Source organism: Pontibacter ummariensis, from assembly GCF_900188175.1.
In the GTDB taxonomy this organism is placed as follows: Bacteria; Bacteroidota; Bacteroidia; order Cytophagales; family Hymenobacteraceae; genus Pontibacter; species Pontibacter ummariensis.
Genome location: NZ_FZOQ01000021.1, coordinates 17463 through 41880, shown reverse-complemented (window position 1 = coordinate 41880; position 24418 = coordinate 17463). Strand labels below are relative to the sequence as shown.

The 24418-nt window shown below is 47.3% G+C and carries 22 protein-coding genes; 17 read left to right on the top strand and 5 right to left on the bottom strand.

The window, feature by feature from the left end; translation table 11 throughout:
- The first annotated feature begins 276 nt into the window (after positions 1-276).
- Positions 277-708 (top strand): hypothetical protein, encoded by a 432-nt coding sequence (locus tag CHB92_RS26405; protein WP_243409697.1) that lies wholly within the window; start codon positions 277-279, stop codon positions 706-708.
- Positions 659-1564 (top strand): MBL fold metallo-hydrolase, encoded by a 906-nt coding sequence (locus CHB92_RS19155; RefSeq protein ID WP_308701867.1) that lies wholly within the window; start codon positions 659-661, stop codon positions 1562-1564. Before CHB92_RS26405 ends, CHB92_RS19155 begins: the two co-directional genes overlap by 50 nt.
- A 3-nt stretch (positions 1565-1567) precedes the next feature.
- Here CHB92_RS19155 and CHB92_RS19150 read toward each other — a convergent pair whose 3' ends face one another.
- Positions 1568-2389 (bottom strand): SDR family NAD(P)-dependent oxidoreductase, encoded by an 822-nt coding sequence (locus tag CHB92_RS19150; RefSeq protein WP_245842721.1) that lies wholly within the window; start codon positions 2387-2389, stop codon positions 1568-1570.
- 415 nt (positions 2390-2804) lie between these two features.
- Here CHB92_RS19150 and CHB92_RS19145 point away from each other — a divergent pair, with 415 nt between their 5' ends.
- Positions 2805-2990 carry a hypothetical protein gene (locus tag CHB92_RS19145; protein WP_089320850.1) on the top strand — a complete coding sequence of 62 codons (186 nt, stop codon included), beginning with the start codon at positions 2805-2807 and terminating at the stop codon, positions 2988-2990.
- A gap of 222 nt (positions 2991-3212) precedes the next feature.
- Here the strand turns inward: CHB92_RS19145 and CHB92_RS19140 are convergent, their stop codons facing one another.
- Positions 3213-3404: an IS110 family transposase gene (locus CHB92_RS19140; protein ID WP_089320849.1), complete on the bottom strand. Its 192-nt coding sequence runs from the start codon at positions 3402-3404 to the stop codon at positions 3213-3215.
- Positions 3405-4042: 638 nt separating this feature from the next.
- Here CHB92_RS19140 and CHB92_RS19135 point away from each other — a divergent pair.
- Entirely contained in the window at positions 4043-4537 is a 495-nt protein-coding gene (locus CHB92_RS19135; RefSeq protein ID WP_106219173.1) for a MarR family winged helix-turn-helix transcriptional regulator, read from the top strand.
- Between the two features lie 274 nt (positions 4538-4811).
- Here the strand turns inward: CHB92_RS19135 and CHB92_RS19130 are convergent, their stop codons facing one another.
- The 3 genes from CHB92_RS19130 to CHB92_RS19120 all read right to left on the bottom strand — a co-directional run bounded on the left by CHB92_RS19130 (position 4812) and on the right by CHB92_RS19120 (position 7122).
- Positions 4812-5252, bottom strand: coding sequence for a beta-barrel fold lipoprotein (locus CHB92_RS19130; RefSeq protein ID WP_089320847.1), 441 nt, complete (start codon positions 5250-5252; stop codon positions 4812-4814).
- Between the two features lie 135 nt (positions 5253-5387).
- On the bottom strand, positions 5388-6482 hold the full coding sequence (locus tag CHB92_RS19125) for a DUF3991 domain-containing protein (RefSeq protein ID WP_089320846.1): 1095 nt from the start codon (positions 6480-6482) through the stop codon (positions 5388-5390).
- Between the two features lie 7 nt (positions 6483-6489).
- Entirely contained in the window at positions 6490-7122 is a 633-nt protein-coding gene (locus CHB92_RS19120) for a DUF4099 domain-containing protein (protein ID WP_089320845.1), read from the bottom strand.
- 495 nt (positions 7123-7617) lie between these two features.
- Between CHB92_RS19120 and CHB92_RS26485 the strand changes: the two genes are divergently transcribed.
- The 13 genes from CHB92_RS26485 (at position 7618) to lpdA (CHB92_RS19060) (ending at position 23967) form a co-directional block, all read left to right on the top strand.
- Positions 7618-7935, top strand: a complete 318-nt coding sequence (locus CHB92_RS26485) for a DUF6660 family protein (protein WP_373422661.1) — start codon at positions 7618-7620, stop codon at positions 7933-7935.
- Positions 7936-8301: 366 nt separating this feature from the next.
- Entirely contained in the window at positions 8302-12702 is a 4401-nt protein-coding gene (locus CHB92_RS19110; protein WP_089320843.1) for a CusA/CzcA family heavy metal efflux RND transporter, read from the top strand.
- Positions 12703-12731: 29 nt separating this feature from the next.
- Entirely contained in the window at positions 12732-13937 is a 1206-nt protein-coding gene (locus CHB92_RS19105) for an efflux RND transporter periplasmic adaptor subunit (RefSeq protein ID WP_089320842.1), read from the top strand.
- Positions 13934-14176 carry a hypothetical protein gene (locus CHB92_RS26195; RefSeq protein WP_245842720.1) on the top strand — a complete coding sequence of 81 codons (243 nt, stop codon included), beginning with the start codon at positions 13934-13936 and terminating at the stop codon, positions 14174-14176. The genes CHB92_RS19105 and CHB92_RS26195 overlap by 4 nt, the downstream gene beginning before the upstream one ends.
- 266 nt (positions 14177-14442) lie before the next feature.
- Positions 14443-15057, top strand: coding sequence for a hypothetical protein (locus CHB92_RS19095; RefSeq protein ID WP_089320841.1), 615 nt, complete (start codon positions 14443-14445; stop codon positions 15055-15057).
- A gap of 10 nt (positions 15058-15067) precedes the next feature.
- Positions 15068-17080, top strand: coding sequence for a heavy metal translocating P-type ATPase (locus tag CHB92_RS19090; RefSeq protein WP_089320840.1), 2013 nt, complete (start codon positions 15068-15070; stop codon positions 17078-17080).
- A gap of 46 nt (positions 17081-17126) precedes the next feature.
- Positions 17127-17753 carry a lipoprotein signal peptidase gene (locus CHB92_RS19085; RefSeq protein WP_089320899.1) on the top strand — a complete coding sequence of 209 codons (627 nt, stop codon included), beginning with the start codon at positions 17127-17129 and terminating at the stop codon, positions 17751-17753.
- An 80-nt stretch (positions 17754-17833) separates the two neighbouring features.
- A complete protein-coding gene (locus tag CHB92_RS25550; protein ID WP_144266346.1) occupies positions 17834-18160 on the top strand; it encodes a ZIP family metal transporter in 327 nt (108 codons plus the stop codon).
- Between the two features lie 88 nt (positions 18161-18248).
- Complete coding sequence (locus CHB92_RS19080; RefSeq protein ID WP_089320839.1) at positions 18249-18866, top strand: cation transporter; 618 nt, start codon at positions 18249-18251, stop codon at positions 18864-18866.
- An 11-nt stretch (positions 18867-18877) separates the two neighbouring features.
- The gene (lpdA, locus tag CHB92_RS19075) at positions 18878-20278 is read left to right on the top strand and encodes a dihydrolipoyl dehydrogenase (RefSeq protein ID WP_179223111.1); all 1401 of its coding nucleotides are present in this window, start codon (positions 18878-18880) and stop codon (positions 20276-20278) included.
- Between the two features lie 110 nt (positions 20279-20388).
- Complete coding sequence (locus tag CHB92_RS19070) at positions 20389-21645, top strand: cytochrome P450 (RefSeq protein ID WP_089320838.1); 1257 nt, start codon at positions 20389-20391, stop codon at positions 21643-21645.
- Between the two features lie 25 nt (positions 21646-21670).
- Positions 21671-22306 (top strand): cation transporter, encoded by a 636-nt coding sequence (locus CHB92_RS19065; RefSeq protein WP_089320837.1) that lies wholly within the window; start codon positions 21671-21673, stop codon positions 22304-22306.
- 260 nt (positions 22307-22566) lie between these two features.
- Positions 22567-23967 (top strand): dihydrolipoyl dehydrogenase, encoded by a 1401-nt coding sequence (gene lpdA, locus CHB92_RS19060; protein WP_089320836.1) that lies wholly within the window; start codon positions 22567-22569, stop codon positions 23965-23967.
- Positions 23968-24418 lie beyond the last annotated feature (451 nt).

Sequence of the window (24418 nt, the reverse complement as noted above, 5' to 3'; positions counted from 1 at the left end):
ACAAAAGGTTTGGTGACAACGTTAAACCCCAGGTGTTTCTCCGGCTTACCTACCTCCTCCACCGATTCTGCTTCTACCCGGTCAGGTTAAATACCAACATGACGTTTTGCTTTGTGTCCGGAGCAGGCACGGATAGCGCAGAAAAGGGAAGGGTAAAAGGGAAATCCGAAAACGACCTTATGAGGCCTTCTTTTAAAAGTTTAAGATCCGGCCCAGACTTCTGGAACACCTACGCTTGAAAAGAAGAACATTAAATATTACAGATACACAATGTGGATGATCCCAATATTACGGAAACTGGCGCAAAAAAGCATTTACACTTTACTGGAGTTAGGGCAGGCAATGCTCAATGCTATTAACCGGGCGTATAAAGGGGATGTCCTGGAGATCGCTGGTATGAAAAAGCCTGTCCGACATTTAAAAAAAGTTGATTATTTAGATAAAGATGCGCAAGCTTATGAGTGTGTTGGTTGTTATTTTAGCTGTTATTCTGGTGCTTGTGCTGGCAGTGTACCTCTTTATGCAGCAGCCGCAGTTTGGCAGTATTCCTACAGGACCCAGGCTGGAAAGGGTAAAAAATTCTCCAAATTACAAAAATGGGCAGTTTCAGAATTTAAATCCTACGCCCATGCTCACGGAAGGAGCCAGTTATTTTACCATGATGAAAGAATTTCTGCTTGGAGACAAGGCCAGCAGAACACCTTCTGATAGCTTGCCCGGTAAAAAGATTGATCTCCTGAACCTGAATCCTGAGGAAGATATAATTGTCTGGTTTGGACATTCTTCTTATTTCATGCAGCTGGCCGGAAAGAAATTTCTTGTAGACCCTGTGTTGAGCGGTAGTGCATCTCCGGTAAAATTCACCACGAGGAGCTTTAAAGGGAGTGACAGGTATATGCCTGCGGACTTACCTGATATTGATTACCTTTTCATTACCCACGACCATTGGGACCACCTTGATTATGAAACCGTAGAGGCTCTTGAACCTAAGGTAAAAAAAGTAATAACAGGCTTGGGAGTGGGGGCTCACCTGGAACGCTGGGGTTATAATGCCGACAAAATAATAGAAAAAGACTGGAACGAAGAGATCTTGTTAGAAAAGGACTTTAGGGTAAATACCGCTCCTGCACGGCATTTCTCAGGCAGGGGTTTTAAAAGAAATGTTTCCCTGTGGATGTCTTATGTATTAACCACTCCCACGAAAAGGATATACATGGGTGGTGATTCCGGCTACGACTCCCACTTTAAAACTATAGGTGAGCGGTTTGGTCCTTTTGACCTGGTAATCCTGGAAAACGGGCAGTATGATAAAAGCTGGAAATACATCCACATGATGCCCGAGGAGGTAGTACAGGCGGCGAAGGATTTGCATGCAAAGCAACTTTTCCCGGCCCACTGGGGTAAATTTTCCCTCTCTAACCACGCCTGGAATGAGCCTATAAAAAGGTTGACCGAGGAGGCCCGAAAAAAGAATATGCCTGTATTACACCCCATGATAGGCGAAAAAGTAAACCTAAGTGATACCCTGGAGCACCCCAAGGTTTGGTGGGAAGGGGTTAAGTAACTATTATACTTCTCCGATGAGCTTTTCAGATGCCTCCCATAGCTTTTCGGCATTGGTGGCATTGGCATGGCGGCTTATTCGGCCAGGCTTTTTTTTGGTAATACTCACCAGGCTGCCAGTCTTTTCCTGCTTCACCGGAAATAAGCCAGACAAGGTATCAGCCCCCTTTTCAGGAGAGATCAGAAACAGGTTTTTTAGGGGCGTTTCGTAAAACCATTTAACCAGGCTACTGCCCTCACGTGCAAACCCGGAGCTAACTGCACCTGGATGGAAAGAGGCTGCGCTTACGCCTTTAAAACGCCTGTTGATCTCCATGGCATGAAGGATATTCATTAATTTGGCAGTTCCGTAAACCTTCATAGCACTGTAGCTTTTCTCGTTCTCCAGGTCATTAAAGTCAATCTTACCCATGACGTTGGCTAAGCTCGAGGTATTAATCACAGTGGCTTTGGACTCTTCCAGTCTCTCCTTCAGTAGGTTTGTTAACAGGAAACCCGAGAGGTGATTGACCTGTAATGTCATTTCATGTCCATCTTCTGTAAGGTGCCTGTCAGCAATTACTCCCCCCACGTTGTTTACCAGTACATCTATCTGCGGGTACTTTTCCAGCAGGTCCTGTGCGAACTTCTTTACTAATGAAAAGCTGGAATAATCAACCAGGTAATAGTCGCAATCCAGCTCAGCTGCCAGTTTTTTGGTTTCCCCGGAGCGTCCTGGAATGACAAACCATGCCCCTGTTTCAGTAAGGATCCTTGCGGCCGCGGCCCCAATTCCAGAGCTGCCGCCGGTAAGGACAATGGTTTTGTCTTTTCTTTCTGAATTCATATGAAGACTTAAAATAAAATACTAGTGCGTTTTAGAAGAGTACTCTTTTGACCAGCTTTTGTTATTGGAAGGCTTCAAGCTAGTTCATCCAACATTTGCACATAAAATTAAACCTCTTCCGACAGACTTTTAGTTTTCTGCCCCCTGACATTCGGCCAGCTGCTGCAGGCTTTTTACGAGCAGGTGCGGTGATTCGCGCAGGATAAACGCAGTTCTTCTTCAGCCAATTCCTTCAAGCGTGTCTGGCGGCCTTTTTTTAGGAGTAAATATGCTTAAGCTGTTGTGCGTTTTTACCCTGCTGGCAAAAACAGCACAACAGCTGCTATTAGCAGCTTATGAGTAGAGAAGCTGGCGGTGTTAGTGGCCGGTGTTTTTATTTCTTCCTTCTTGGAATTCACAGTTAATTCTAAGGCATGTGGCCGATAGCTTCACTCTTTGCCTGCTTGCTGACCTGTCCGAAAAGGAAAGAAAGTTGACTTTTGAAAGAAATAAGTCTGCTTTGGAGAGTAAAAAGGGACTAACTAGTGCTTATGTTGGGAAACCCAAAAACTTGACCCTAGATGCAGCAGCCTCTCTTTTAGAGATCAAGGAAGCTGTCTAAAGACGCGGCAAGCCCCGTTCATCCTACGTTTGTACCGAATCCCTTAGACACTCTTTTTTCCTCCTGGCGGGCTTCTCAGCCGTTTGCTTCATCAGGCACTCAACTCTTCAACTTGATTTTATATGCTTGTCAAGACCGTTTTACAAGCCTTTAGAGCAGCTTTGTCCGCTTCCTCCAATTGAGACAGGGCGTGCAACTGATTCAGGCCCTTGACCAGCATCTTCAGGGACATGCGCTGCTGCTGCTACTGCTGCTGCTTGCGATCAGCGCCGCATCCACCTTGTCTGTTTTCGTCCGCTTGAGCTTGGTTTGGGCAAAGCGCTTGATCTGCAAGGGGTTCACCACCGACACCTTGATTCCTTTTTCATAGAGAGCGATGGCCAGTTGCAGGCTGTAAACCCTGGTGGCCTCCATGATGCACCAAATTTAGTCAGGCAGACTCTGGATGAACTTTCGAATACCCCTTCCTGTCGTTGCTGTGCAGGAAAGTGGCAATTTTGTTTTCTTGTCTTGTGGCGACCATAAAGCTGTCTTTGGACATGTTGATACCAATGTAAGTTTGCTCAATCACACTATGCTTATATTGGTTGAACTTGCGACAAAAGATAGGTTCTCTAGCAATCAGGCATCCTGATGCAGGCTCCGGGCCTAATGAACTGTCCAAGGTTAAGAAGCCGGGTAAGGGAATTGTCATAAGGCACGGATTTATGAGCCCTTGATAAATAGGAATCTTATTCCTTACCCAGTTTTCTTGTCTTCAAGTATATAGATACCTATTTTCTCTGTTTCGATAGCTTCTCACCCCAATCAACAAAAGGGAAAAATAGTAGGTCCGGTACTGTATCCAAACATAGGATGATAAATAGGAAAGGGGATGAAGTCAAAAGGCCCGTGATACCTGGGGATGCAAGCGAAAGGATTTACCAACTGCTGGAACACTTAGTTCAGCAGGCTACTGAGTCAAAGCAACACCTACTATTTTGAGCAGGCTTGTAAAGCGTGGAAGTATCATTATTTTTTACTATACTTGGTAAACTCACCTGACTGCACTTATGAACTTAGAGAACCAATTAGGCGTCAAATCATTTCGGAATGAATGGCAGAAAGCCAGCATGAGTATTCTGTATACGTATGGCTTTCTTTCGAACAGCTACAACAGATTCTTTCAAAAGTATGGCCTGACGGGGCAGCAGTATAACGCCCTGCGCATCCTGCGCGACCAGTACCCCCGGCCCGTGTCCACTTCCTTCCTGCGCGAGAAGATGTTGGACAGGATGTCCGATGCCTCGCGGCTGGTAAGCCGTTTGCAAGGAAAGGGGCTGGTGGAGGTCACTACAAACATAGGAGATAAGCGCTTGGTCAATATCCTGATATCAGATAAGGGACAGAAAGCTTTGGGAGCTATTGATAAGGATTTGCACCAAGTGGATGCCATGATAGAGAGCCTTACTGAGGAAGAAGCTAAAGAATTGGCAGAGCTGCTTCACAAGGTAAGAGAGTCCCTAAGAGAGAGAGCTTGGGGGAACGCTTGCTGCAGAGCAGACTGACGTGCAAGAATAGCTCACCACTAGCAGGACCTTTTCCTACAGTCTTTTCTTGCCCTTAAAAGTGCCAACAGCGGCACCCCTCCAGGAGCCTGCAAACGGCCTTTCCCTTATAACAGCTATTATATAAATATTACTCTTTATATGTGCCAGTTAAGAGCAAAGCCTTCATGACATACTTACAACACGCTTTGTGTAGAAGAAATAATTAAGTCTATACTGTTTTGGCAATCTCTTTTACCAGATGGCGCAGCATGAACAGGATGAAAAGTGTCTACTATTTAGCCTTATAATTCAAGTATTCGTTCTTCTCCCCTGAAGCCTCATTGTAATTGAAGGTCTTCTCATCAATCTGCTTGCCGTTCTTATAGATAACAAAGCGCATCTGCATGGAAGCAGGACCTTCCTCTACGGCACTAAATTCATTGGCAGCATGAATGGTAAGCTCCCTTACATTATCTGCTTCAAAAGAATACGACGTCTCCGAAAGGTTCCCATCAAATAACACGGGCGGCATGGCTTCACCAGTACCCCTCACTTTGAAATCGCCACCTCCAATGGTGATAATCTTAATGAACTTCTCATAATCCCCAGACTGACTGTAATCAACCCGATAAGTAGCAGTATCAGGCAGGACATGGCCCTCGCTTTCGTCATCACAACCAGCAAAAAATAGAACTGTACATAACAGAAGGGAGAAGAGAGATAGCTTTTTCATAGCCTAAAAATTAAATGGTTTATAGTTAGGTGAAAAATATTTTCTACAGAGACTTAATTAACCGTAACAGCCATGTGAAACACAGAAACTGCATTTCATCTCCTACAGTCTTTGACTGCTATACTAGATCCCAGCTCATAACTTCACTTTCATAGGGATACGGTTCTCCTGGTCATTTTTGGGATGTATAATGTCGTTATAGTCTTTATGGCCAAGGGGCTTATGCACCTGAAGTCCGGAACGAATACCGGAGTTCTTCTCAAAGGCAAAAAGGCTCAGCTTGTCTACAGGAATATCAAATTTCTTTTCATCCAAGCTGAAGGTGATACTATCGGCATTCTTTGTAAAGGCGTAGGGCTTACCTGCTATCGCCGTGGCCAGATAGATATCATAGATCTTTCCCTGGTAATCGTTATCGAAAATGGTATGCTTTTGAGCATTCGGCCACGCCTGCAGGGAAAGCTCCACCTGCATTCTCGACATTCCCCCGCCAAACGAGACGAACACTGAGTTGCTGAAGTCTCGCTTATCCTTCTCCAGCTGATAGAAGCTCATGGCATCAATAGGGTTCTCAGCAAAGTAGACATGGCGTGTAAGAACCGGATTCTGCGCAAAGTCGGCTACCCAGACACCGTGCTTGCGGTCGCTGCCCGCTGCCACACCCTTAAAGCCATAATTGCGCAGGTCGTAGCCTATCGTTTCGCTACTAGTTGGCTTTTGCAGTGGGAAAGCGATATTTGTATAGGCATTATCCTTCTCTGCGTCCCGCACCAGCCTAATGTAAGGCAGGAACAGCTGCACCGTCTCGCTAGAGAGACCTCGTTCCTTGATCAGGTAATGCAGCTTAAAAACAGAGGTCTCCGATTCGACAAACTTGCGTTTGTCAAAGGGCTTTGCTTCCGTAACATTGTAAATTGGAGCTTTGGGTTGAGAGGCATAGGCATACCTAGATAGCACCCTATTGATACCGTCGATCTCATTGCGAAAGCTTCCCTGGAAGCGATGCAGCCGGTTGGCCACAAAATCTATCACCGACCCTTTGTCGTTGCTTCCATCCCGGTTGAAGTACATCTGCCGGGAGCTGTCGCCTGGGTTGTTAATGATGATTCTGTCTCCGTCAGGGTGCTTGAACTCAGGGCTCTTTCTGCCCTTCAAAGGGTCAAACACATAGCCTAGCGACTCGGCGACCTGAATAATCGACACCTGCTCTCTGTATTCCTGAAAGGTCATAGGCAAGCTAACGTTTAATAGACACAACAGGGGTTTCCTTCACTGCCAAAGTGTGGCTTTCTTTTAGGGAGACCTGCCCCTCCACTATCTTCAGTCCTTTAGGATCATTCAGATCCAGGCGGGCCGTAATCAGCTGATCCTTTGCTTTGGAATAAAGCTCCAAGGTGCCTCCTTGCCGCAGGTGCTCTTTCTGATCAGTACTCAACACGATATCCCTGATAGCACTAGGCACTTGGATATCCCGTACCCTCACCCTTAGAATCTCGTTGGTCTCCTTATCCAGCTGGAAAACATACAGCTCTTTCTCCCCATTAAGCGATTTAAACGGCTTTACCAGCAGCTCCCCGTTTTGCAGTTTCTCCAACTCCTGCTTACTGGCGCCAATCTCGTTCTGTATCTCCCTCCGTATAGGATGAATCAACAGTGAAAGGGTGTTGTCTGGATTCATCTTCAGGCTCAGTTTTGCATCCACGGTAAGAGGCTCCAGGTTAGTATCTTTTATGGTATAGGTATTCAGGCTCGTTCGCCGGCCAGTCAGTAGATTGACCAAATCCTCAGACTTCATAGAAAGTACATCTTTCTTGTTCATCCCCAAGCGCTCAAACTGACCGTAAGGAAGGTCTTTTATATCGAAGTTCATAGTTTTAATTAAATACTAGATACATTGATTTGAATTTACGATAAATTAATTCCTAAGTATATAATTCTAACTAATTATTCAATAGTTTATATCATTTACGTATAATGCGATTTAATAAATACACAATATGTATAATTAAGCCTTGTTACGCATACACAATACATAACCAGACTTAGGAGCAACCAAAGAGTAAGGAGAGCACACCACTCACACAAAATATGGAATGCTATAAAAATACTATAAATAAGTATACACTTCTTAGTGGGTGTAACAACAGTACTACTGTTGCTTTATTTATGATATTTTAGCAATTGCAAAAACAGCTTTATTAAAAGTTAGCGTTATGAAAATGCTTAATTAGGCCTTTCCGTTCATATCAAAATATGATTTAATCCATTTACCATTAAAAATTTGCAATTCAAATGCAAACCATTTTATTCGTTTTGCCACGCATGAAATGGTTTGCTATTTAATTTTTTATTAGTTTTGCAGCGGATGAAATGGTTTGCTATTCTTCTAAGCGTTTTCATGATGGTGATATCATGTGTTCCTGGTGCTGATGCAGCACCAGGGGAAGACGCGCTTGCACAAACCACCATTAACTCAAACACTGATTCGGAAGACCATTCCCCGGCTGCGGATTTATGCTCCCCCCTGTGTATTTGTAATTGCTGTACAGGTTTTGTGTTGCAGAAATCTCCTCAGAAAACAAACCTTTTCGTCATTAGGGCAATAATTCCAGCGGCCGTTTATCAGATAGCTGCTATTTCCTCCCTTTCCTATTCCATCTGGCAACCGCCAAAGGTAGCTTAACCAGTACCCCTCTTCCTTGTGGACACACCCGTACATTACCGGCACCGGTCTGTACGTGCCCTTCTGTTCCCATTCATGCCTTCAAATTCAGAAAGTAATAACCCGACAGGAGCATTTTAAAACATTTTGCTTATCGGCATTGAAAAAAATAAGAAAGAGAAAAGCCAACCAAAGAAAGAAACCAAGGCAGAGAAAAAGGCAATACGATTGGCGGGACCGGCAACCTAAGTGGCAGAAGCGGCTGAAAATGGCCCTCTTGATTGCTGCTACCCTCTTGGGTGTTTTAGCCGTCATAGCCAAGGCGTACCATTTCTTCTCCGCCCATCTAAAATAACCTAACAGAATTTTGATCTAAACAATTAATTTATGCTTGACCGCATTATACATTTCTCCATCTACAACAAGCTGATCATCGGTATCTTCACCCTTGCGCTTGTTGTATGGGGCGGCTATTCCGTCACGCAGCTGCCCATCGATGCCGTACCCGACATCACCAACAACCAGGTGCAGGTCATTACCACCAGCCCCTCGCTTGCCGCACAGGAAGTGGAGCGTCTCATCAGCTTCCCGGTGGAACAGACCATGTCCACCATCGCCGATATTGAGGAGGTGCGCTCCATCTCCCGCTTCGGGCTCTCGGTAGTGACCATTGTGTTTGAAGACAACGTGGACATTTACTGGGCACGCCAGCAGGTGAGCGAGCGACTCGTGGAGGCCAAAAACATCATACCGGATGCCATAGGCAGCCCGGAAATGGCCCCCATCTCCACAGGCTTGGGCGAAATATACCAATACGTAGTGCATCCCAAGCCTGGCTATGAGGAGCAGTATGACGCAATGGAGCTGCGTACCATCCAGGACTGGATCATCAGGCGGCAGCTGCTCGGAACGCCTGGCGTGGCGGAGGTTAACAGCTTTGGGGGCTTTGTGAAGCAGTATGAAGTGGCCATTGACCCTGCCAGGCTCCGCAGCTATAACCTGAGTATCAGTGACATATTGGCTGCGATGGAGCGCAACAACCAGAACACGGGCGGGGCCTACATCGACAAAAAACCCAACGCCTACTTTATCCGCAGCGAGGGGCTTATCCGCAGCTTGGATGAGATCAAGAAGGTCGTGGTCACTAACACTTCCAATGGAACTCCTGTGCTTATCTCTGATATTGCCCAGGTACGCTTCGGCAGCGCTAACCGCTACGGCGCCCTGACGGACGCCACAGGGGAAGCGGTGGGCGGTATTGTGATGCTACTCAAGGGCGAAAACACCAACCAGGTGGTGGACCGGGTCAAAGAGCGGCTCGAACAGATAAGAAAATCGTTACCAGAGGGCGTGGAGATCCAGGCATTCCTGGACCGAAGCGAGCTGATTGGGCGCGCCATCGGTACCGTAGAGAAAAACCTGATTGAAGGAGCGTTGATCGTGATTTTCGTGCTGGTGCTCTTCCTGGGAAACTTCCGCGCAGGGTTGGTCGTGGCCTCTGTCATACCGCTGGCCATGCTCTTTGCCATCATCATGATGAACCTGTTCGGTGTTACGGGTAACCTGATGAGTCTCGGAGCCATTGATTTCGGGTTGATTGTAGACGGGGCCGTCATCATTGTAGAGGCCACTATGCATCATTTGGGCCTGCGCGACAAAGGCAGGCTGACGCAGGCGCAGATGGATGAGGAGGTGTACGAGTCGGCGCGGAAGATCCGCTCGGCCGCTGCCTTTGGCGAGATCATCATTTTGATCGTGTACCTGCCGATCCTTGCGCTGGTGGGAATAGAGGGCAAGATGTTTAGGCCCATGGCCCTGACGGTCTCCTTTGCTATACTCGGGGCCTTTATCCTTTCGCTCACCTACGTGCCCATGATGTCGGCGCTGCTGCTGAGCAAGAACATTACGCATAAGCGCACCATCTCCGACCGCATGATGGACTTCTTCCAGCGGCTGTATCGCCCCGTAATCAGGGGTGCCCTGAGGTTTAAAGCGCTGGTGCTTGTTTCTGCGTTCGCCTTGTTTGCCCTGAGCCTGGTGCTTTTTTCCCGCATGGGCAGCGAGTTTATCCCGACCCTGGAGGAGGGCGATTTCGCCCTGGAGACCAGGCTGCTGACCGGGAGTTCTTTGTCAGAGACGATTGAAAAAGTAACCTTGGCTTCCCGTATACTGAAAGAGCAGTTTCCAGAGGTAAAAGATGTGATCAGTAAAATTGGTGCGGCAGAGATACCGACAGACCCCATGCCGATGGAGGCGGCAGACGTGACCATTACCTTAAAAGATAAGGAGGAATGGACCAGTGCTGCGACACGGGAGGAGCTGGCCAACAAAATGACAGAGGCGCTGGAGGCCATACCCGGCGTCACGTTCGGCGTCTCGCAGCCCATTCAGCTGCGCTCCAACGAGCTGATCTCCGGGGTGCGCCAGGACGTGGGCATCAAGATCTTCGGAGAGGATCTGCAGGAACTGACCAGGCTGTCCAAAGAAGTAGGCGGCATCGTGTCCACCGTGCAGGGGGCTGAGGACCTGTACCTGGAGCAAGTCTCCGGCCTGCCGCAGATCGTGGTAGATATCAACCGGGACCAGGTAGCTAAGTTCGGTTTGGACGTGGAGACGGTGAACCAGGCCATCAACGCAGCCTTCGCCGGCCAAGGCGCCGGGATGGTGTATGAAGGGGACCGCCGCTTTGACCTGGTCGTGCGGCTCACGCAGCAGGAGCGGCAGGACATAGCCAATGTGCGGCAGCTCTTCGTCACGGCACCGAGTGGCATGCAGGTGCCCCTGGAGCAAGTTGCAGACATTGCGTTTCGGCAAGGACCTAACCAGATACAGCGCGAGGACGCCAAGCGGCGCATCATCGTGGGCTTCAATGTGCGGGGACGAGATGTTGCCAGTGTGGTAGAGGAGGTGCAGCAGAAAATAGATCAGCAGGTGCAGCTTCCTACAGGCTACTTTGTTACCTATGGGGGGCAGTTTGAGAACCTGCAGGAAGCCAATAAGCGGCTCTCGGTGGCCGTTCCGGCTGCCTTGGCCTTGATTTTCCTGCTGCTTTTCTTCACGTTCGGTTCCGTGCGCCACTCGCTGCTCATCTTCACGGCCATTCCGCTTTCGGCCATCGGGGGCGTGCTGGCCCTGTGGCTGCGGGATATGCCCTTTAGCATATCGGCCGGTGTGGGCTTCATTGCCTTATTTGGGGTAGCGGTGCTCAACGGCATTGTGCTCATCGCTGAATTCAACCGGCAGCGCAAGGAGCACAATAGCCTGAGCCTGCGGGATGTGGTGCTTAACGGCACCTCCGTGCGACTTCGCCCCGTGCTGATGACGGCCGCGGTGGCCTCCCTTGGCTTTTTGCCGATGGCGCTCTCCAACACAGCCGGGGCTGAGGTGCAGAAACCACTGGCCACTGTAGTGATAGGCGGACTAATCACCTCCACGCTGCTGACGCTGGTGGTGCTGCCCGTGCTCTACATTCTTATCGAAGGTTATTTCTCCCGCAGAAATCAACGCAAAGCGAGCCGAAGCGGATTCCCAGTGACTACTATAGTGACGGTTATAGCCACGGTTGCCCTGCTTATGGGCAAGGCGCCGCAGGCACAGGCACAGCAGCGGCCAGTATCCCAGCAGCCAGTTGAAGTGTACACGCTGGAGGAGGCTGTTGCCAAGGCAATTAAACGGAACCCCTCCGTAGAGGCCGCCAGGCTTGGCGTCAAAAGGAGCCAGTCGCTCAAAGGGGCAGCCTGGGACATCAATAAGACGCAGCTGCAGTACTCCACCGGTAAGCTGAAGTCTGGGGAGTATGACAGCGAGGCTTCGGTGTCGCAGACATTTGCCTTCCCGACGGTTTATGCCAAGCAGGCAAAGCTGGCCGAGGAGCTCACCCAGGCAAGCAGGATCGGCCTCACCCAGCGCCAGCGGGAAGTCGTCCGCGACGTGAGGCTCAACTACTACGGGCAGGTCTACGCGCTCTCACGGCTCCACCTGCTCACCTACCAGGATAGCCTGTACACGGCTTTCCTCCGGGCCGCCCAGGTCAGGCTCCGGACCGGCGAGACCAACCTGCTGGAGCAGGTGACGGCTGAGACGCAGTTGTCGGAGGTGCGCAACAGCGTCTTTCAGGCGGAGGCCGACAGGGCCGTGTTCCAGGAGCGCCTGCAGGCATTGCTGGCAACCGACACGCTGGTTGCCACGGCAGACACGGCCCTGAACCGGCTGCCTCTGCCAAGCATCACCGAGGAAATGCTGGAGCAGAATCCGCGGCTCCGCCTGGCCCGCCAACAGGTCGAGGTGCGGCAGGCGGAAACCAAATTGGAGCGGGCCAGGCTCCTGCCCGACCTTCAGTTGGGCTATACGAACCGAAACATTGCCGGGAACTATGGGGAAAGAGGGGTAGAGGAGTTCGAGCCGGCCCAGGAAGTGTCCATCGGCGTGGCCATTCCGCTTTGGCCAAAGCCGCAGAGGAGCCGTATAGAGGCGGCTAGGATACAGGCAGACGCAGCCAGGATGAACCTACAGGACACGCGCAACGAGTTGCGGGCTGATGTAGAGGCCGCGCTTCAACAGGCGCTGAAGCTGCAGGGCAGCCTGGATTATTACGGGCAGACAGCACTGCCACAGGCAGAGCTGATCATCAACCAGGCTACTAAAGCCTATCGCGCAGGGGAGATTAACTACCAGGACTACATTCTTAGCCTGAACAGGGCATTGGCTATCAGGACCAATTACCTGGATGCCCTCTACCTGTACGACAAGGCCGTCATCGAACTGAACTTCCTGCTAGAAAACCAATAATAGAAATTTTAAAGCTGAATTTGTCCAACATGAAAAGGATTTTGAACATACATGTATTTTTTATCTCTGGCTTACTGTTTTTCTCCTCGTGCAATGTGGAAACTGCCCCTGCCCAGGAAGCAGAACAAGAGCAGGAAGCTGGCCACGGTGAAGAGGAAAACCCTAACGTGGCGGAGTTGACCGAGGAGCAGTACCAGGTGGCAGGCATTGCGCTGGGCAAGCCGCAGCTGCGCAACCTGAGCAACACCCTCGCGCTCACGGGCAAACTGGACCTGCCGCCGCAGAACATGGCTTCCGTAACGGCTCCGCTTGGCGGGTTCATCCGGAAAACCCAGGTGCTGGAAGGCACCTATGTGAAGAAAGGCGACCTGCTGGCCACCATCGAGAACCCGGAGTTTGTGACGCTGCAGGAAGATTACCTGAAAGAAAAGAACCGCCTGGATTACCTGGAACTGGAGTACAAGCGCCAGCAGGAACTGCACGCCGAGCAGGTATCCTCTGCCAAGACCTACCAGCAAACGGTGGCCGAGTACAGAAGCGTGCAGGCGCGGGTACAAGCCTTAGAGGAGCGGTTGGCCATCATCGGGATCACGAACGGCTCCCTTCGAAACGGTAAAATCAGACGCATACTGCCGCTCCATGCGCCTTTAGAAGGCTATATCACTTATGTCAAGGCAGACGTAGGCCAATACGTTGCCCCCACGGACGTGCTGTTCCGCATCGCCGATACCGAGCACCTGCACGTGGAGCTGACCGTGTTTGAAAAAGACCTGACTTCGCTCAAGAAAGGGCAAGCGGTGCGCTACTCCTTGCCTGGAGAAAGCGCGGCCCAGCGCGAAGCCACCATTTTCCTGATCGGCAAAGAGATCAGCCCGGAGCGCACCGTGCGGGTGCATGCCCACATGGAAGAGGAAGACAAGGACCTGGCTCCGGGTATGTATGTGCAGGCCCAGGTGGCGCTGGATGACAAGCAGGTACTGTCCTTGCCGGAGGCGGCGGTGGTGCAGGAAAACAACACTTCGTTTGTCTTTCTCTTCACAGGAGAAGAAAAAGAAGGTGGGGCAGTCATGAAGCGATTCAGGATGGTACCCGTTGAGCGCGGTGTGGAGCAGGGGGGCTTTGTGCAGGTGGCGCTCCCAGCCGGTGTGGATACGGCTGCTGAAAATTTTGTAATAAAAGGTGCTTACTCGCTGCTATCGAAAATGCGCAATGCAGAGGAAGAGGATGAGGAATGACATTAGCCTTACATTCAATGCCACGGGATGTCGATAAAATTCTGCACCAAAGAAGTGACATGCCAACAGCTATGCGCCTGATAGTGCTTGAAACACTGCAAAAGCAAATAGCAGCAGTAAGTTTGCAAGACTTAGAAACAGCCTTCGCAAAGGCTGACAGGATAACCATTTATAGAACCTTAAAAACCTTTGAAGAAAATCGTTTGGTGCATAGCATAGAAGATGGCCCGGCACCGTGAAGTACGCGTTGTGCGATGCAGGATGTATATGCGCTCCTGGAGATGTACATTCCTATTGTAAAAAGGGCAAAGAAACGTATTGTTTGCCCACCTCAAAAGTGCCTGTTGTGCCCATGCTGGAGCGTTCCCGGAAGGTGGAGGAAAACCTTTTGGTACAATGATTCTGCAGTCAGTGTGCTGGGTAAGCGCAATTCCATTGCAGAAACTTTAATTTAGTTTTGGATAAAAAGGAAAAGCATGGTAGTGAGAACGAAAACTAAGAAACAATGATTGAGATAATAACCGGTAGCCTTATAATCAGCTTACTACACGCAGTAGTACCTAATCATTGGCTGCCGGTGCTTGCAATTAGCAGAAAGGAAAGATGGAGCCTGTCAGAGACATTGAATATAACGTTGATTTCTGGAGTAGCTCATATTTTGAGTACAATCCTTATCGGGGTCCTTTTAAGCTTAATTGGGGCGGAGTTGAATGAAAATATGGAGCAGTTCACGAAAGTAGTAGCACCGGCTGTCCTTGTTTTACTAGGCTTTTATTTTGTACGTCAACACTATCAACAGCATCACTATGGAGGAAAGCAGCAGCAGCTTTTCGGGAAGCCAAAGCGCAAGATTGTTCTGGCATTGGTCATAGCCATGCTTTTATCACCGTGTATGGAGATAGAAGCTTATTTTCTTCTTGCCGGAACCCAAGGGTGGTGGGTGATGGCAAGTATAGCCATATTGTATGCAGCTATCACACTGACAGGGATGTTACTATGGGTTCGGCTAGCTTACAAAGGATCACTGAAACTTAACTGGCATAAGTGGGAGCACAATGCCGGCATTATTACCGGGATAACCCTAATCGTTACAGGAGTTATTTCATTTTTTACACACTAAACTGCATTGTATGGAACTGAATAAGAGAACAAGTAAACAATCATCGGGAAGAGAAGAACTTTCTAATATTACGGATGTTGCTGCCAAAAAGGAGGAAATCAAGCAGGACGGGTACGACCTGCCAGGAGATGTAAAGGTGGATACAGGAAGAAAAGCCATTAAAGTGGATTTTGGATTCAAAGAGAACTGGAACCTGATTGCCGCCTTTTGCATCCTGGCAGTAATGCTAACCCTCGAGTATGGGTTTGGTATCGAGTTCCCTAAACTGGGATCACTTATCATTAATGCGATAGCCTATTTGCTGGCAGGGTACAAAGTGCTGGACCTGGCGTTTCGCAAGGCGAGTCGTGGCGATTTTTTCAATGAGTTTGTTTTAATGAGCGTGGCAACCTTAGGAGCATTCTACATTGGCGAATATGATGAAGGCGTGGCCGTTATGGTTTTTTATGGTATTGGAGAATGGTTTCAAAGTATAGCTGTAAAAAGGGCAAAAGCAAGCATCAAGGCCTTGCTGGATATCCGGCCCGAAGAAGTAACGGTAATCAGGAACGGTAGGGCAACAGTTGTTCATCCATCAGAAGTGGAAATGGGTGAAGTGATACAAATGAAACCGGGTGAAAAGGTGGCACTGGATGGTGAACTTGTGTCGGGAAATGCCTCTTTCAACACGGCAGCCCTTACCGGCGAAAGCAAACCGGATACAAAATATAAGGGCGAGCCGGTGCTGGCAGGCATGATAAACCTCAATACAGTAAGCGAGGCAAAGGTAACCGCTCTGTTTAAGGACAGTAAGTTAAGCCGCATCCTGGAAATGGTGCAGGATGCGACTGCCCGCAAATCGCAAACCCAATTGTTTATTTCCCGCTTTGCAAAAGTTTATACGCCGATTGTGTTTGCCCTTGCCTTCCTGTTGGTAGCACTGCCTTATTTCTTTGTAGATGATTACAATTTCAACGATTGGCTTTACCGGGGATTGGTCTTCCTGGTCATCAGTTGCCCCTGTGCGTTGGTGGTGTCTATTCCGCTGGGTTATTTCGGAGGCATCGGGCTTGCTTCCCGTAACGGTATCCTATTCAAAGGCGGAAACTTTTTAGACGTCATGACCAAAGTCAATACCATAGTCATGGATAAAACAGGCACCCTGACCAAAGGTGTATTCCGGGTGCAGCAGGTGGTGCCGAATAAAATCGGGAAAGACGAATTGGTGCGGTTAACGGCTGCACTGGAAAGAAACTCAACGCACCCTGTGGGGAAAGCTGTTATTGACTATGCCAATAACATAGACAGGGATACGGTGGCAACAGATGTAGAAGAAATTACGGGTCACGGTTTAAAAGGAAGAATTGAAGGAAAGGAAATCCTGGCGGGCAACCTGAAGCTTATGCGCAAGTTTGGTATTACCTACCCGAAAGAAATTGAGCAGACAGTAGACACCATCGTCGTGGTGGCATTCGACAATCAATATGTCGGCTATATCACCATTGCCGATGAAATAAAGGAAGATGCGCTTCAGGCAGTGAAAGATATGCATGCGCTTTCCATCAAAACTGTCATGCTCTCCGGCGATAAGCAAAGCGTAGTAGACAACGTTGCAAAGCAGATTGGCATAGACGAAGCGTATGGCGACTTGCTGCCTGAAGGAAAGGTAGAACAGGTGCAAAGGCTTAAGAACGAAGGACGCCGTATTGCCTTTGTGGGCGATGGTGTAAACGATGCGCCGGTAATAGCACTGGCAGATGCAGGGATTGCCATGGGCGGGTTGGGCAGTGACGCTACCATCGAAACCGCCGATGTTGTCATTCAAAACGACCAGCCCTCACGAATTGTCTCCGCCATCAGAGCCGGAAAGCACACCCGCCGTATTGTGTGGCAGAACATCATTCTGGCAATGACAGTGAAAGTTATTGTACTGACTCTTGGAGCCGGTGGCGTAGCGAATTTGTGGGAAGCCGTTATTGCTGACGTGGGGGTTGCGCTATTGGCAATATTGAACGCTGTTAGAATACAGCGAATGAAAATATAGGATCGATAATGTCAGGAGTGCCTTGTTCCACAGCCTAATGTTTTTAATGAAAGGAAAACATGTTTTTGTTTTAATCCTACTTTTAGTTGCCATAGACCAGGCCATTAAAGTCTATATTAAAACCAACTTTTACTATGGAGAAGAGTTCAAAGTGTTTGGGTTGGACTGGTTCCGGCTGCATTTTTTGGAAAACCCTGGCATGGCGTGGGGATTGAAGTTGGGTGAAGGAGACATTGCAAAGGTTGCCCTAACGCTCTTACGCCTTGCCGCTGTTATTGGGGGTACTTTTTATTTACGAAAAATTATCAAAGGGAAGTGTCATAAAGGCTTCATTCTCTGTGTTGCCTTCATTTATGCCGGTGCATTGGGCAATTTGATTGACAGTCTTTTCTACGGGCTGATTTTTGAAAAAAGCGACCCTGCGCTGTTGAATGCCGCAAGAGCTTTTCCGCCTGGAGGTGGATATGCAGGATTGATGTATGGGCGCGTAGTGGATATGTGGTATTTCCCGGTTATCAACACTACGCATCCGGATTGGTTGCCGATTTGGGGAGGCAAACCCTTTGAGTTTTTCTCCCCGGTATTCAATACGGCTGATGTATGGGTATTTACTGGTGTAATTGCCCTATTAATATTTCAGAAGAATTTTTTTAATGAACATAAAGTAAACTAGCATTTATCTTTAATAACCTTTAAATATATACCTATGAAGGATAGAAAGGGGAAGCAATCTTGTTTTGTTAAAGAGTAATTATGGGCAAAAGCCTTGAGACCGAAGAAAATAGTGTACAAACGACAAGGTTAAAACGAATACTATTATCTGCCTCTCTTGCCATACCGGTTATTTTAAGTGCTACAGTAGGGTACTTTGCCGTAAGGATCAGCCCTAATATTGTGCAATTTTCTCTGCTTGCATTTATAGCATGTATCTTATTTATCGCTTCCATAGAAGAAATGATTCCAGAGGCAAATAGAAACTATGATGCTCCTTTAGCAGGTATATTTCTGGTTTTGCCTTGTTTGCCTTTATTTCAGTCTATTTTGAATAATACATGCCCAACAGGTAGGTGTATAAAGTGATAAACGGTGTCGTTATACACAACTTGAATCTTGCTGTTGAGTGAAGGTTTAAACTTTGACAGTAAACCATAAAACAAAAGTTGTAACTATGAGCGATAAAGAATTAGACCTAAACCTTAATAATAGGCAAGAAAGGCAGATTTTGATAAAAGTAACTTGGATAAACTTTTCACAGGTGGCACTAGCCGGTATTGTGGGTTTTATTATCAGTTCTTCCAGCTTGTTAGGGACGGCGCTGGATAGTTCAGGCGACATGGCTGTTTACCTGGTAAGCTTATATGCAGTAGGAAAAAGTATGCAGGCCAAAGTGCGGGCAGCTACTTTTTCAGGTATTTTTCTAATGGGTGTGGGCGTACTTCTCTTGGTTGATGTCATAAATAAGTTTCTTGAAGGTTCCGAACCGGTCGGCTGGGCAATGATTGTTGTTGCCATCATCAATACGGCAAGTAATTACTGGATTGTTCGCCTTCTGAAGTCCAATGAAAAAGGCGACGTACATATAAAAGCTTCCATCATTTTTACAGATAATGACATGTGGATAAACCTAGGAATTGTGGTTTCGGGTTTAGGAGTCATGCTTTTAAAATCTTCCATTCCTGATTTGGTGGTAGGAGTAATTGTTGTATTGATTAGTTTATGGGGGGGCTATAAAATCCTGAAAGAAGCTCAGGAAACAAAAAAAAATAGTAAAAGACCAAATATCTAAAAGTAGCAACTATGATTTATGATGTAATTATAATCGGCTCTGGTCCCGGTGGCTACGTTTGTGCCATCCGCTGCGGTCAATTAGGACTGAAAACGGCGATGATTGAAAAATACGATGCCTTAGGGGGCACCTGTCTTAATGTGGGCTGCATTCCTTCTAAAGCTGTATTGGAAAGCTCGGAGCATTATCACAATGCCAAAGAAAAGTTTGCGGCCCATGGTATTCATCTCGACAATCTTCAAATCAACCTTTCCGAAATGATTGCCCATAAAGCCGATGTGGTGAAAAAAACAGGCGATGGCGTCAAATACCTGATGCGCAAAAATAAAGTGGACGTGTTTTACGGTGTTGGCTCTTTTTTATCTGCCACCAAAATCCGGGTAACGGCTGTCGATGGCAAGCAAACTGATTTGGAAACGGTCCGTGTGGTGATTGCTACCGGCTCTAAGCCCTCATCACTCCCCGGCGTAACTATAGATAAAAAGCGCATTATTTCTTCTACTGAAGCCCTGGTGTTGCAGGAAGTTCCCAAACACCTGATTGTAATTGGCGGCGGCGTCATTGGAATGGAACTTGGCTCGGTCTATGCCCGCATCGGTGCCAAGGTCACTGTTGTTGAATACATGGAGCAAATCCTTGCCACAATGGATAAGTCGTTGGGCAAGGAATTGCAAAAGCCGCTTTCCAAATTGGGGTTTTCGTTCCACTTCAACCACAAAGTAACCGGTGCGACTAACCAGGGAGATAAAGTTGTTGTAACAGCAGAGAACAAAGCAGGCGAACAGGTCTCGTTTGAAGGCGATTACTGCCTGATGGCTATTGGCAGAAAGCCATATACAGCCGGACTTAACATGGAAGCCATTGGCATTGCCATTGAAAAAGGCGGACGGATTGCGGTGGATGAAAATTTCAGAACCAATGTGGCGAATATTTATGCCATCGGCGATGTAATACGGGGGCCTATGCTTGCCCATAAAGCTTCGGAAGAAGGCGTGTACGTAGCTGAACAGTTTGCCGGGCTTCGCCCACACCTCAATTACCTTTCTATTCCCAACATTGTTTATACCTGGCCCGAAGTGGCCAGCGTGGGCCATACCGAAGAAGAACTTATTGCCAATGGTGTGGATTACAAAATAGGTTCGTTTCCTTTCACGGCCAATGCCCGTGCCCGCATGAACATGGACACCGCAGGATTTATCAAAGTGCTGGTGCACAGCCAGACGGATGAAATACTGGGCATACACATGATTGGCCCTCGCGTTGCAGATATTGTGGGCGAAGCGGCACTGGCCATGTATGACCGTTGCACTGCTAGTGGCGTTGCAAACGTTGTGCACGGCCATCCCACATTTTACGAAAGCCTGAAAGAAGCCTGTCTCGTTGCAACCGGGAAAGGCGCTATTCATTTCTAACCAGAGTAAGAATGGAATGGGAATCGGTTTTGTATAGTCAGCTTTGTAAACATGACATATAACTTTGGCTTTTTTCAAATTTATACGTTCTACCTTAACATCATTCAGCGATGGCAAACATTCCGGTTGAAAAAAGCTTAGACAGCACCCTTGCCTTGCTACAAGAAGGCTTTATGTTTATACCTAACCGTTGTAGAAAATATGGCTCGGACATTTTCAAGACACGGCTGATGTTTAAGCCGGCCATCTGCATCAGCGGTGCAGAAGCGGCGGCTGTCTTTTACGACGCGGAAAAATTCAAGCGAAAAGGCGCTACGCCCAAGCGGGTGCAAAAAACCCTGTTTGGGCAAAAGGGTGTACAAACGCTTGACAATGCGGCGCACCGGAAACGAAAGGAAATGTTTATGTCGCTGATGTCGCCTGAAAATCTTCATAAGTTGTCGGACATTACAGCGCATGTCTGGAAGGACTACATTATTCGCTGGGAAAGACAAAAGGAGGTTGTTCTTTTTGATGAGGTACAGGCCCTCCTTTGCCTGGCGGTGTGCGAATGGTCGGGGGTACCCTTAAAAGAAGGCGAAGTACGGCTGCGGGCAAAAGATTTTGGTGCCATGGTAGATGCCTTTGGCGGTGTTGGATGGCGGTGGTGGCGCGGCAGGCTAGCACGCATCAGAGCTGAAAAATGGATTGGCTCTATAATAGGAAATATCCGAAATGGGAAAATGCAGGCAGAGAAAGGAACGGCCGCACACGTAATTGCCTTTCACCGTGAGCTGGATGGCACCTTTCTTGACCAAAAGGTTGCAGCCGTTGAGCTGATTAATATACTGCGCCCCACTGTTGCCATTGCCACCTATATTACTTTCTGTGCCCTTGCCCTGCAACAATATCCTCAGTACAGAGATAAACTTAAGAGTGGTGCAGCCAACCTTACAGAGCCATTTGTTCAGGAAGTAAGGCGCTTTTACCCTTTTGCCCCAATGGTAGGCGCCCAGGTCCGTAAACAGTTCACATGGCGTAATTATACCTTCAAAGAAGGCACGTTGGTGCTTTTGGATTTATATGGCACAGACCACGATCCAAGGCAGTGGCAAAATCCAGAAGAATTTAATCCGGAACGTTTTGTTAACTGGAATGGCACCCCGTTTAATTTTATTCCGCAAGGCGGGGGACATCATCTCTCCGGTCACCGGTGTGCGGGAGAGTGGGTAACCATTCAAACCATGAAGCAGGCCGTTGAATTTTTAGTCAGCCACATGCAGTACGAAGTGCCTGCGCAGGACCTGAGCTTTAGCCTGAGCCGAATGCCTACGCTTCCTGAAAGTAAATTCATCATAACGAACGTAAAGCCAGTTGAAGGGCAGTAAGATTTTATTATAAAAAACAATAAATATGGGTGATGAAGAATTAGAATTAAACCCAAGTAATAAGGCTGAAAGAAAGGCTCTATGGTTAGTGCTTGCCATAAACATGTTTCAGGTCGTTATGGCTGGAACCGTAGGTTTCTTGGCTGAATCATCAGGTTTAGTAGGCGCTGCGCTTGATAATCTTTCTGATTCAGCTGTTTATATAGTTAGTATTTATGCCATTGGGAAAGGTGTTGTTGCCAAGGCCCGGGCAGCCACCCTTTCCGGAATCCTTCTGATCATAATGGGGCTATTGCTGCTCTTTGAGGTTGTAAGACGCTTTTTTACAGAAACAGACCCAATTGGCTGGGCTATGATAATAACTGCCATCGTGAATGCTGCCAGCAATGTTATAGCCATGCGTTTATTAAAACCTCAACAAGAAAAAGGTGTACACATAGAAGCTTCAATGGAATTTACCAGTAATGACATGCTTGTTAATTTGGGCATTGTTTTATCCGGGGTCGCCGTAATGCTTTTAGGTTCCCCGATTCCTGATTTGTTAACTGGATTCATATTAGCCGGAATTGTACTAACAGGAGGTGTAAAAATTCTAAGAAAGGCAAAAAAGGCTCGCAAAATGGGAGAAATTGAAAAGGAGGAGGAGCACACGGGGAAATAAATTAAGAATGAGAAGCTTCAATCATTTTCTTGATTAAAATGAAAACAATAACTATAAGAAGTGTGCTGTAGTTTTGAACGTGGAATAAACAACAGTTCTGCGCCAAGCAAAGCCCTGAAAACAATCTTTCGAAGTTTTGAGATAAAGTAAATCGGTCATTGATCAAAATAGGTGTGGTAATAGCAATCAGCATCAAAGCCGGGATTAACATTTAAAAGAAGGGAACATAGAAACAGAATCTGAAATCAATACCATCTATCATGGAAAAATATGATGTAACAGTAATCGGCTCAGGCCCGGGAGGATATGTAGCAGCAATCCGTTGCGCACAATTAGGGATGAAAACAGCGTTAATTGAAAAATATTCAACGCTTGGAGGAACTTGTCTTAATGTAGGATGTATTCCATCCAAAGCTGTTCTCGATAGCTCGGAGCGTTTTCATGATGCGCAGGAAAAGTTCAAAGACCATGGTATAACCCTGGAGAATCTTGCCATTGACATCAACAAGATGGTAGCCCACAAAGCAGATGTAGTTCAAAAGACAGTTAATGGAGTTGCTTTTTTGATGAAGAAGAACAAAGTGGATGTTTTTCATGGCACTGGGAGCTTTGTAAACGCCCATACTATTGCGGTAAATAATGGAGAGGCTAACCCTACAACTATTCAATCAAAAAATATCATAATTGCCACAGGTTCAAAGCCTTCCTCATTGCCTGGAATCACAATTGATAAAAAGCGAATCATATCATCCACAGAAGCCTTGGTTTTAAAGGAAATACCAAAACATCTCATCATTGTTGGGGGCGGTGTCATCGGAATGGAGCTTGGATCAGTATATGCGAGGATTGGATCAAAAGTTACAGTAGTTGAGTTCCTGGATTCCATCATTGCAAGCATGGATGCTGCATTAGGCAAAGAGTTACAGCGCTCATTACAAAAGCTCGGTTTCACTTTTCTCCTGGGACATAAGGTCGTAAGGGCAGAAGCAGATACTGATAAGGTTATCGTGACTGCTGAAGACAAAAAGGGGAAATCAATTACCCTTGAGGGGGATTATTGCCTCATGGCTGTGGGCAGAAGACCGTATACTGCCGGGCTAAATGTGGAAGGCATCGGCATTGCCACCGAAAAAGGACAAATTTCCGTGGATGAAAATTTCAGAACCAATGTGCCCAATGTCTATGCCATTGGCGATGTGGTTAGAGGTGCAATGCTGGCGCACAAGGCTTCCGAAGAAGGCGTATACGTAGCAGAGACAATTGCAGGGCAAAAGCCTCACATTAATTATTTAACAATTCCAAACATTGTTTACACCTGGCCGGAAGTAGCAAGCGTAGGTTACACAGAGGAGCAGCTGAAGCAAACAGGGCGAACATATAAAATCGGGTCTTTTCCATTTAAAGCCAATGCCCGGGCTCGCATGAACAATGATACGGAAGGCTTTATTAAAGTTCTTGCTGATAAGACGACGGATGAAATACTGGGCATACACATGATCGGTCCCCGTGCTTCCGATATGATCGGAGAAGCAACTGTGGCAATGGATTATCGTGCATCAGCTGAAGATATAGCCAGAATGTCACACGGGCATCCGACATTTTATGAAACATTCAAAGAGGCATGTTTGGCAGCAACGGAGAATCGTGCTATACATTTTTAAATTGGTGTTTCAGGTCGTAATCAACAATTTGAGTGAAAGAGTTGTTGAATCACCAATCCATGGCTATTGTTTCTATTCTGGCACTACTTGCTAGGTTATTTTTGTTTTGTATCCTCTCAAAACCATAAAAGCATTATACTCAGGGTAGCATTATTTTAACTTTATTGGTAGTGCTATAAATCTGAATGAAGTGCTAGAGCATTTTACTCAGTCCGATTCCCCAGTCTATTTAGTAGAGAATTTTCTTTATTGTAGTGCTCCCTGGAACTGTAAGAAATCTAGAATTAGAAGTAATGTAGCTTTTTAAAATACGAAGGGAGCATTTCCTTCATGAAATACAGAAATTAATGTTTAAATCAAATAAAGTAAGTTTGCTTAAACACTTGTTGCTTATCTTAATACTCCTTCCCTTGTTTTGCAGGCAGGCTCTGGCAGATAATGGCAAGGATAA

Excerpts from the sequence above, each read along its gene's own strand:
- CHB92_RS26405 (WP_243409697.1), top strand. The coding sequence starts at position 277 with ATGATCCCAATATTACGGAAACTGGCGCAAAAAAGCATTTACACTTTA.
- CHB92_RS19155 (WP_308701867.1), top strand. The coding sequence starts at position 659 with ATGATGAAAGAATTTCTGCTTGGAGACAAGGCCAGCAGAACACCTTCT.
- CHB92_RS19150 (WP_245842721.1), bottom strand. The coding sequence starts at position 2,389 with ATGAATTCAGAAAGAAAAGACAAAACCATTGTCCTTACCGGCGGCAGC.
- CHB92_RS19140 (WP_089320849.1), bottom strand. The coding sequence starts at position 3,404 with ATGGAGGCCACCAGGGTTTACAGCCTGCAACTGGCCATCGCTCTCTAT.
- CHB92_RS19135 (WP_106219173.1), top strand. The coding sequence starts at position 4,043 with ATGAACTTAGAGAACCAATTAGGCGTCAAATCATTTCGGAATGAATGG.
- CHB92_RS19130 (WP_089320847.1), bottom strand. The coding sequence starts at position 5,252 with ATGAAAAAGCTATCTCTCTTCTCCCTTCTGTTATGTACAGTTCTATTT.
- CHB92_RS19125 (WP_089320846.1), bottom strand. The coding sequence starts at position 6,482 with ATGACCTTTCAGGAATACAGAGAGCAGGTGTCGATTATTCAGGTCGCC.
- CHB92_RS19120 (WP_089320845.1), bottom strand. The coding sequence starts at position 7,122 with ATGAACTTCGATATAAAAGACCTTCCTTACGGTCAGTTTGAGCGCTTG.
- CHB92_RS26485 (WP_373422661.1), top strand. The coding sequence starts at position 7,618 with ATGAAATGGTTTGCTATTCTTCTAAGCGTTTTCATGATGGTGATATCA.
- CHB92_RS19110 (WP_089320843.1), top strand. The coding sequence starts at position 8,302 with ATGCTTGACCGCATTATACATTTCTCCATCTACAACAAGCTGATCATC.
- CHB92_RS19105 (WP_089320842.1), top strand. The coding sequence starts at position 12,732 with ATGAAAAGGATTTTGAACATACATGTATTTTTTATCTCTGGCTTACTG.
- CHB92_RS26195 (WP_245842720.1), top strand. The coding sequence starts at position 13,934 with ATGACATTAGCCTTACATTCAATGCCACGGGATGTCGATAAAATTCTG.
- CHB92_RS19095 (WP_089320841.1), top strand. The coding sequence starts at position 14,443 with ATGATTGAGATAATAACCGGTAGCCTTATAATCAGCTTACTACACGCA.
- CHB92_RS19090 (WP_089320840.1), top strand. The coding sequence starts at position 15,068 with ATGGAACTGAATAAGAGAACAAGTAAACAATCATCGGGAAGAGAAGAA.
- CHB92_RS19085 (WP_089320899.1), top strand. The coding sequence starts at position 17,127 with ATGAAAGGAAAACATGTTTTTGTTTTAATCCTACTTTTAGTTGCCATA.
- CHB92_RS25550 (WP_144266346.1), top strand. The coding sequence starts at position 17,834 with ATGGGCAAAAGCCTTGAGACCGAAGAAAATAGTGTACAAACGACAAGG.
- CHB92_RS19080 (WP_089320839.1), top strand. The coding sequence starts at position 18,249 with ATGAGCGATAAAGAATTAGACCTAAACCTTAATAATAGGCAAGAAAGG.
- lpdA (WP_179223111.1), top strand. The coding sequence starts at position 18,878 with ATGATTTATGATGTAATTATAATCGGCTCTGGTCCCGGTGGCTACGTT.
- CHB92_RS19070 (WP_089320838.1), top strand. The coding sequence starts at position 20,389 with ATGGCAAACATTCCGGTTGAAAAAAGCTTAGACAGCACCCTTGCCTTG.
- CHB92_RS19065 (WP_089320837.1), top strand. The coding sequence starts at position 21,671 with ATGGGTGATGAAGAATTAGAATTAAACCCAAGTAATAAGGCTGAAAGA.
- lpdA (WP_089320836.1), top strand. The coding sequence starts at position 22,567 with ATGGAAAAATATGATGTAACAGTAATCGGCTCAGGCCCGGGAGGATAT.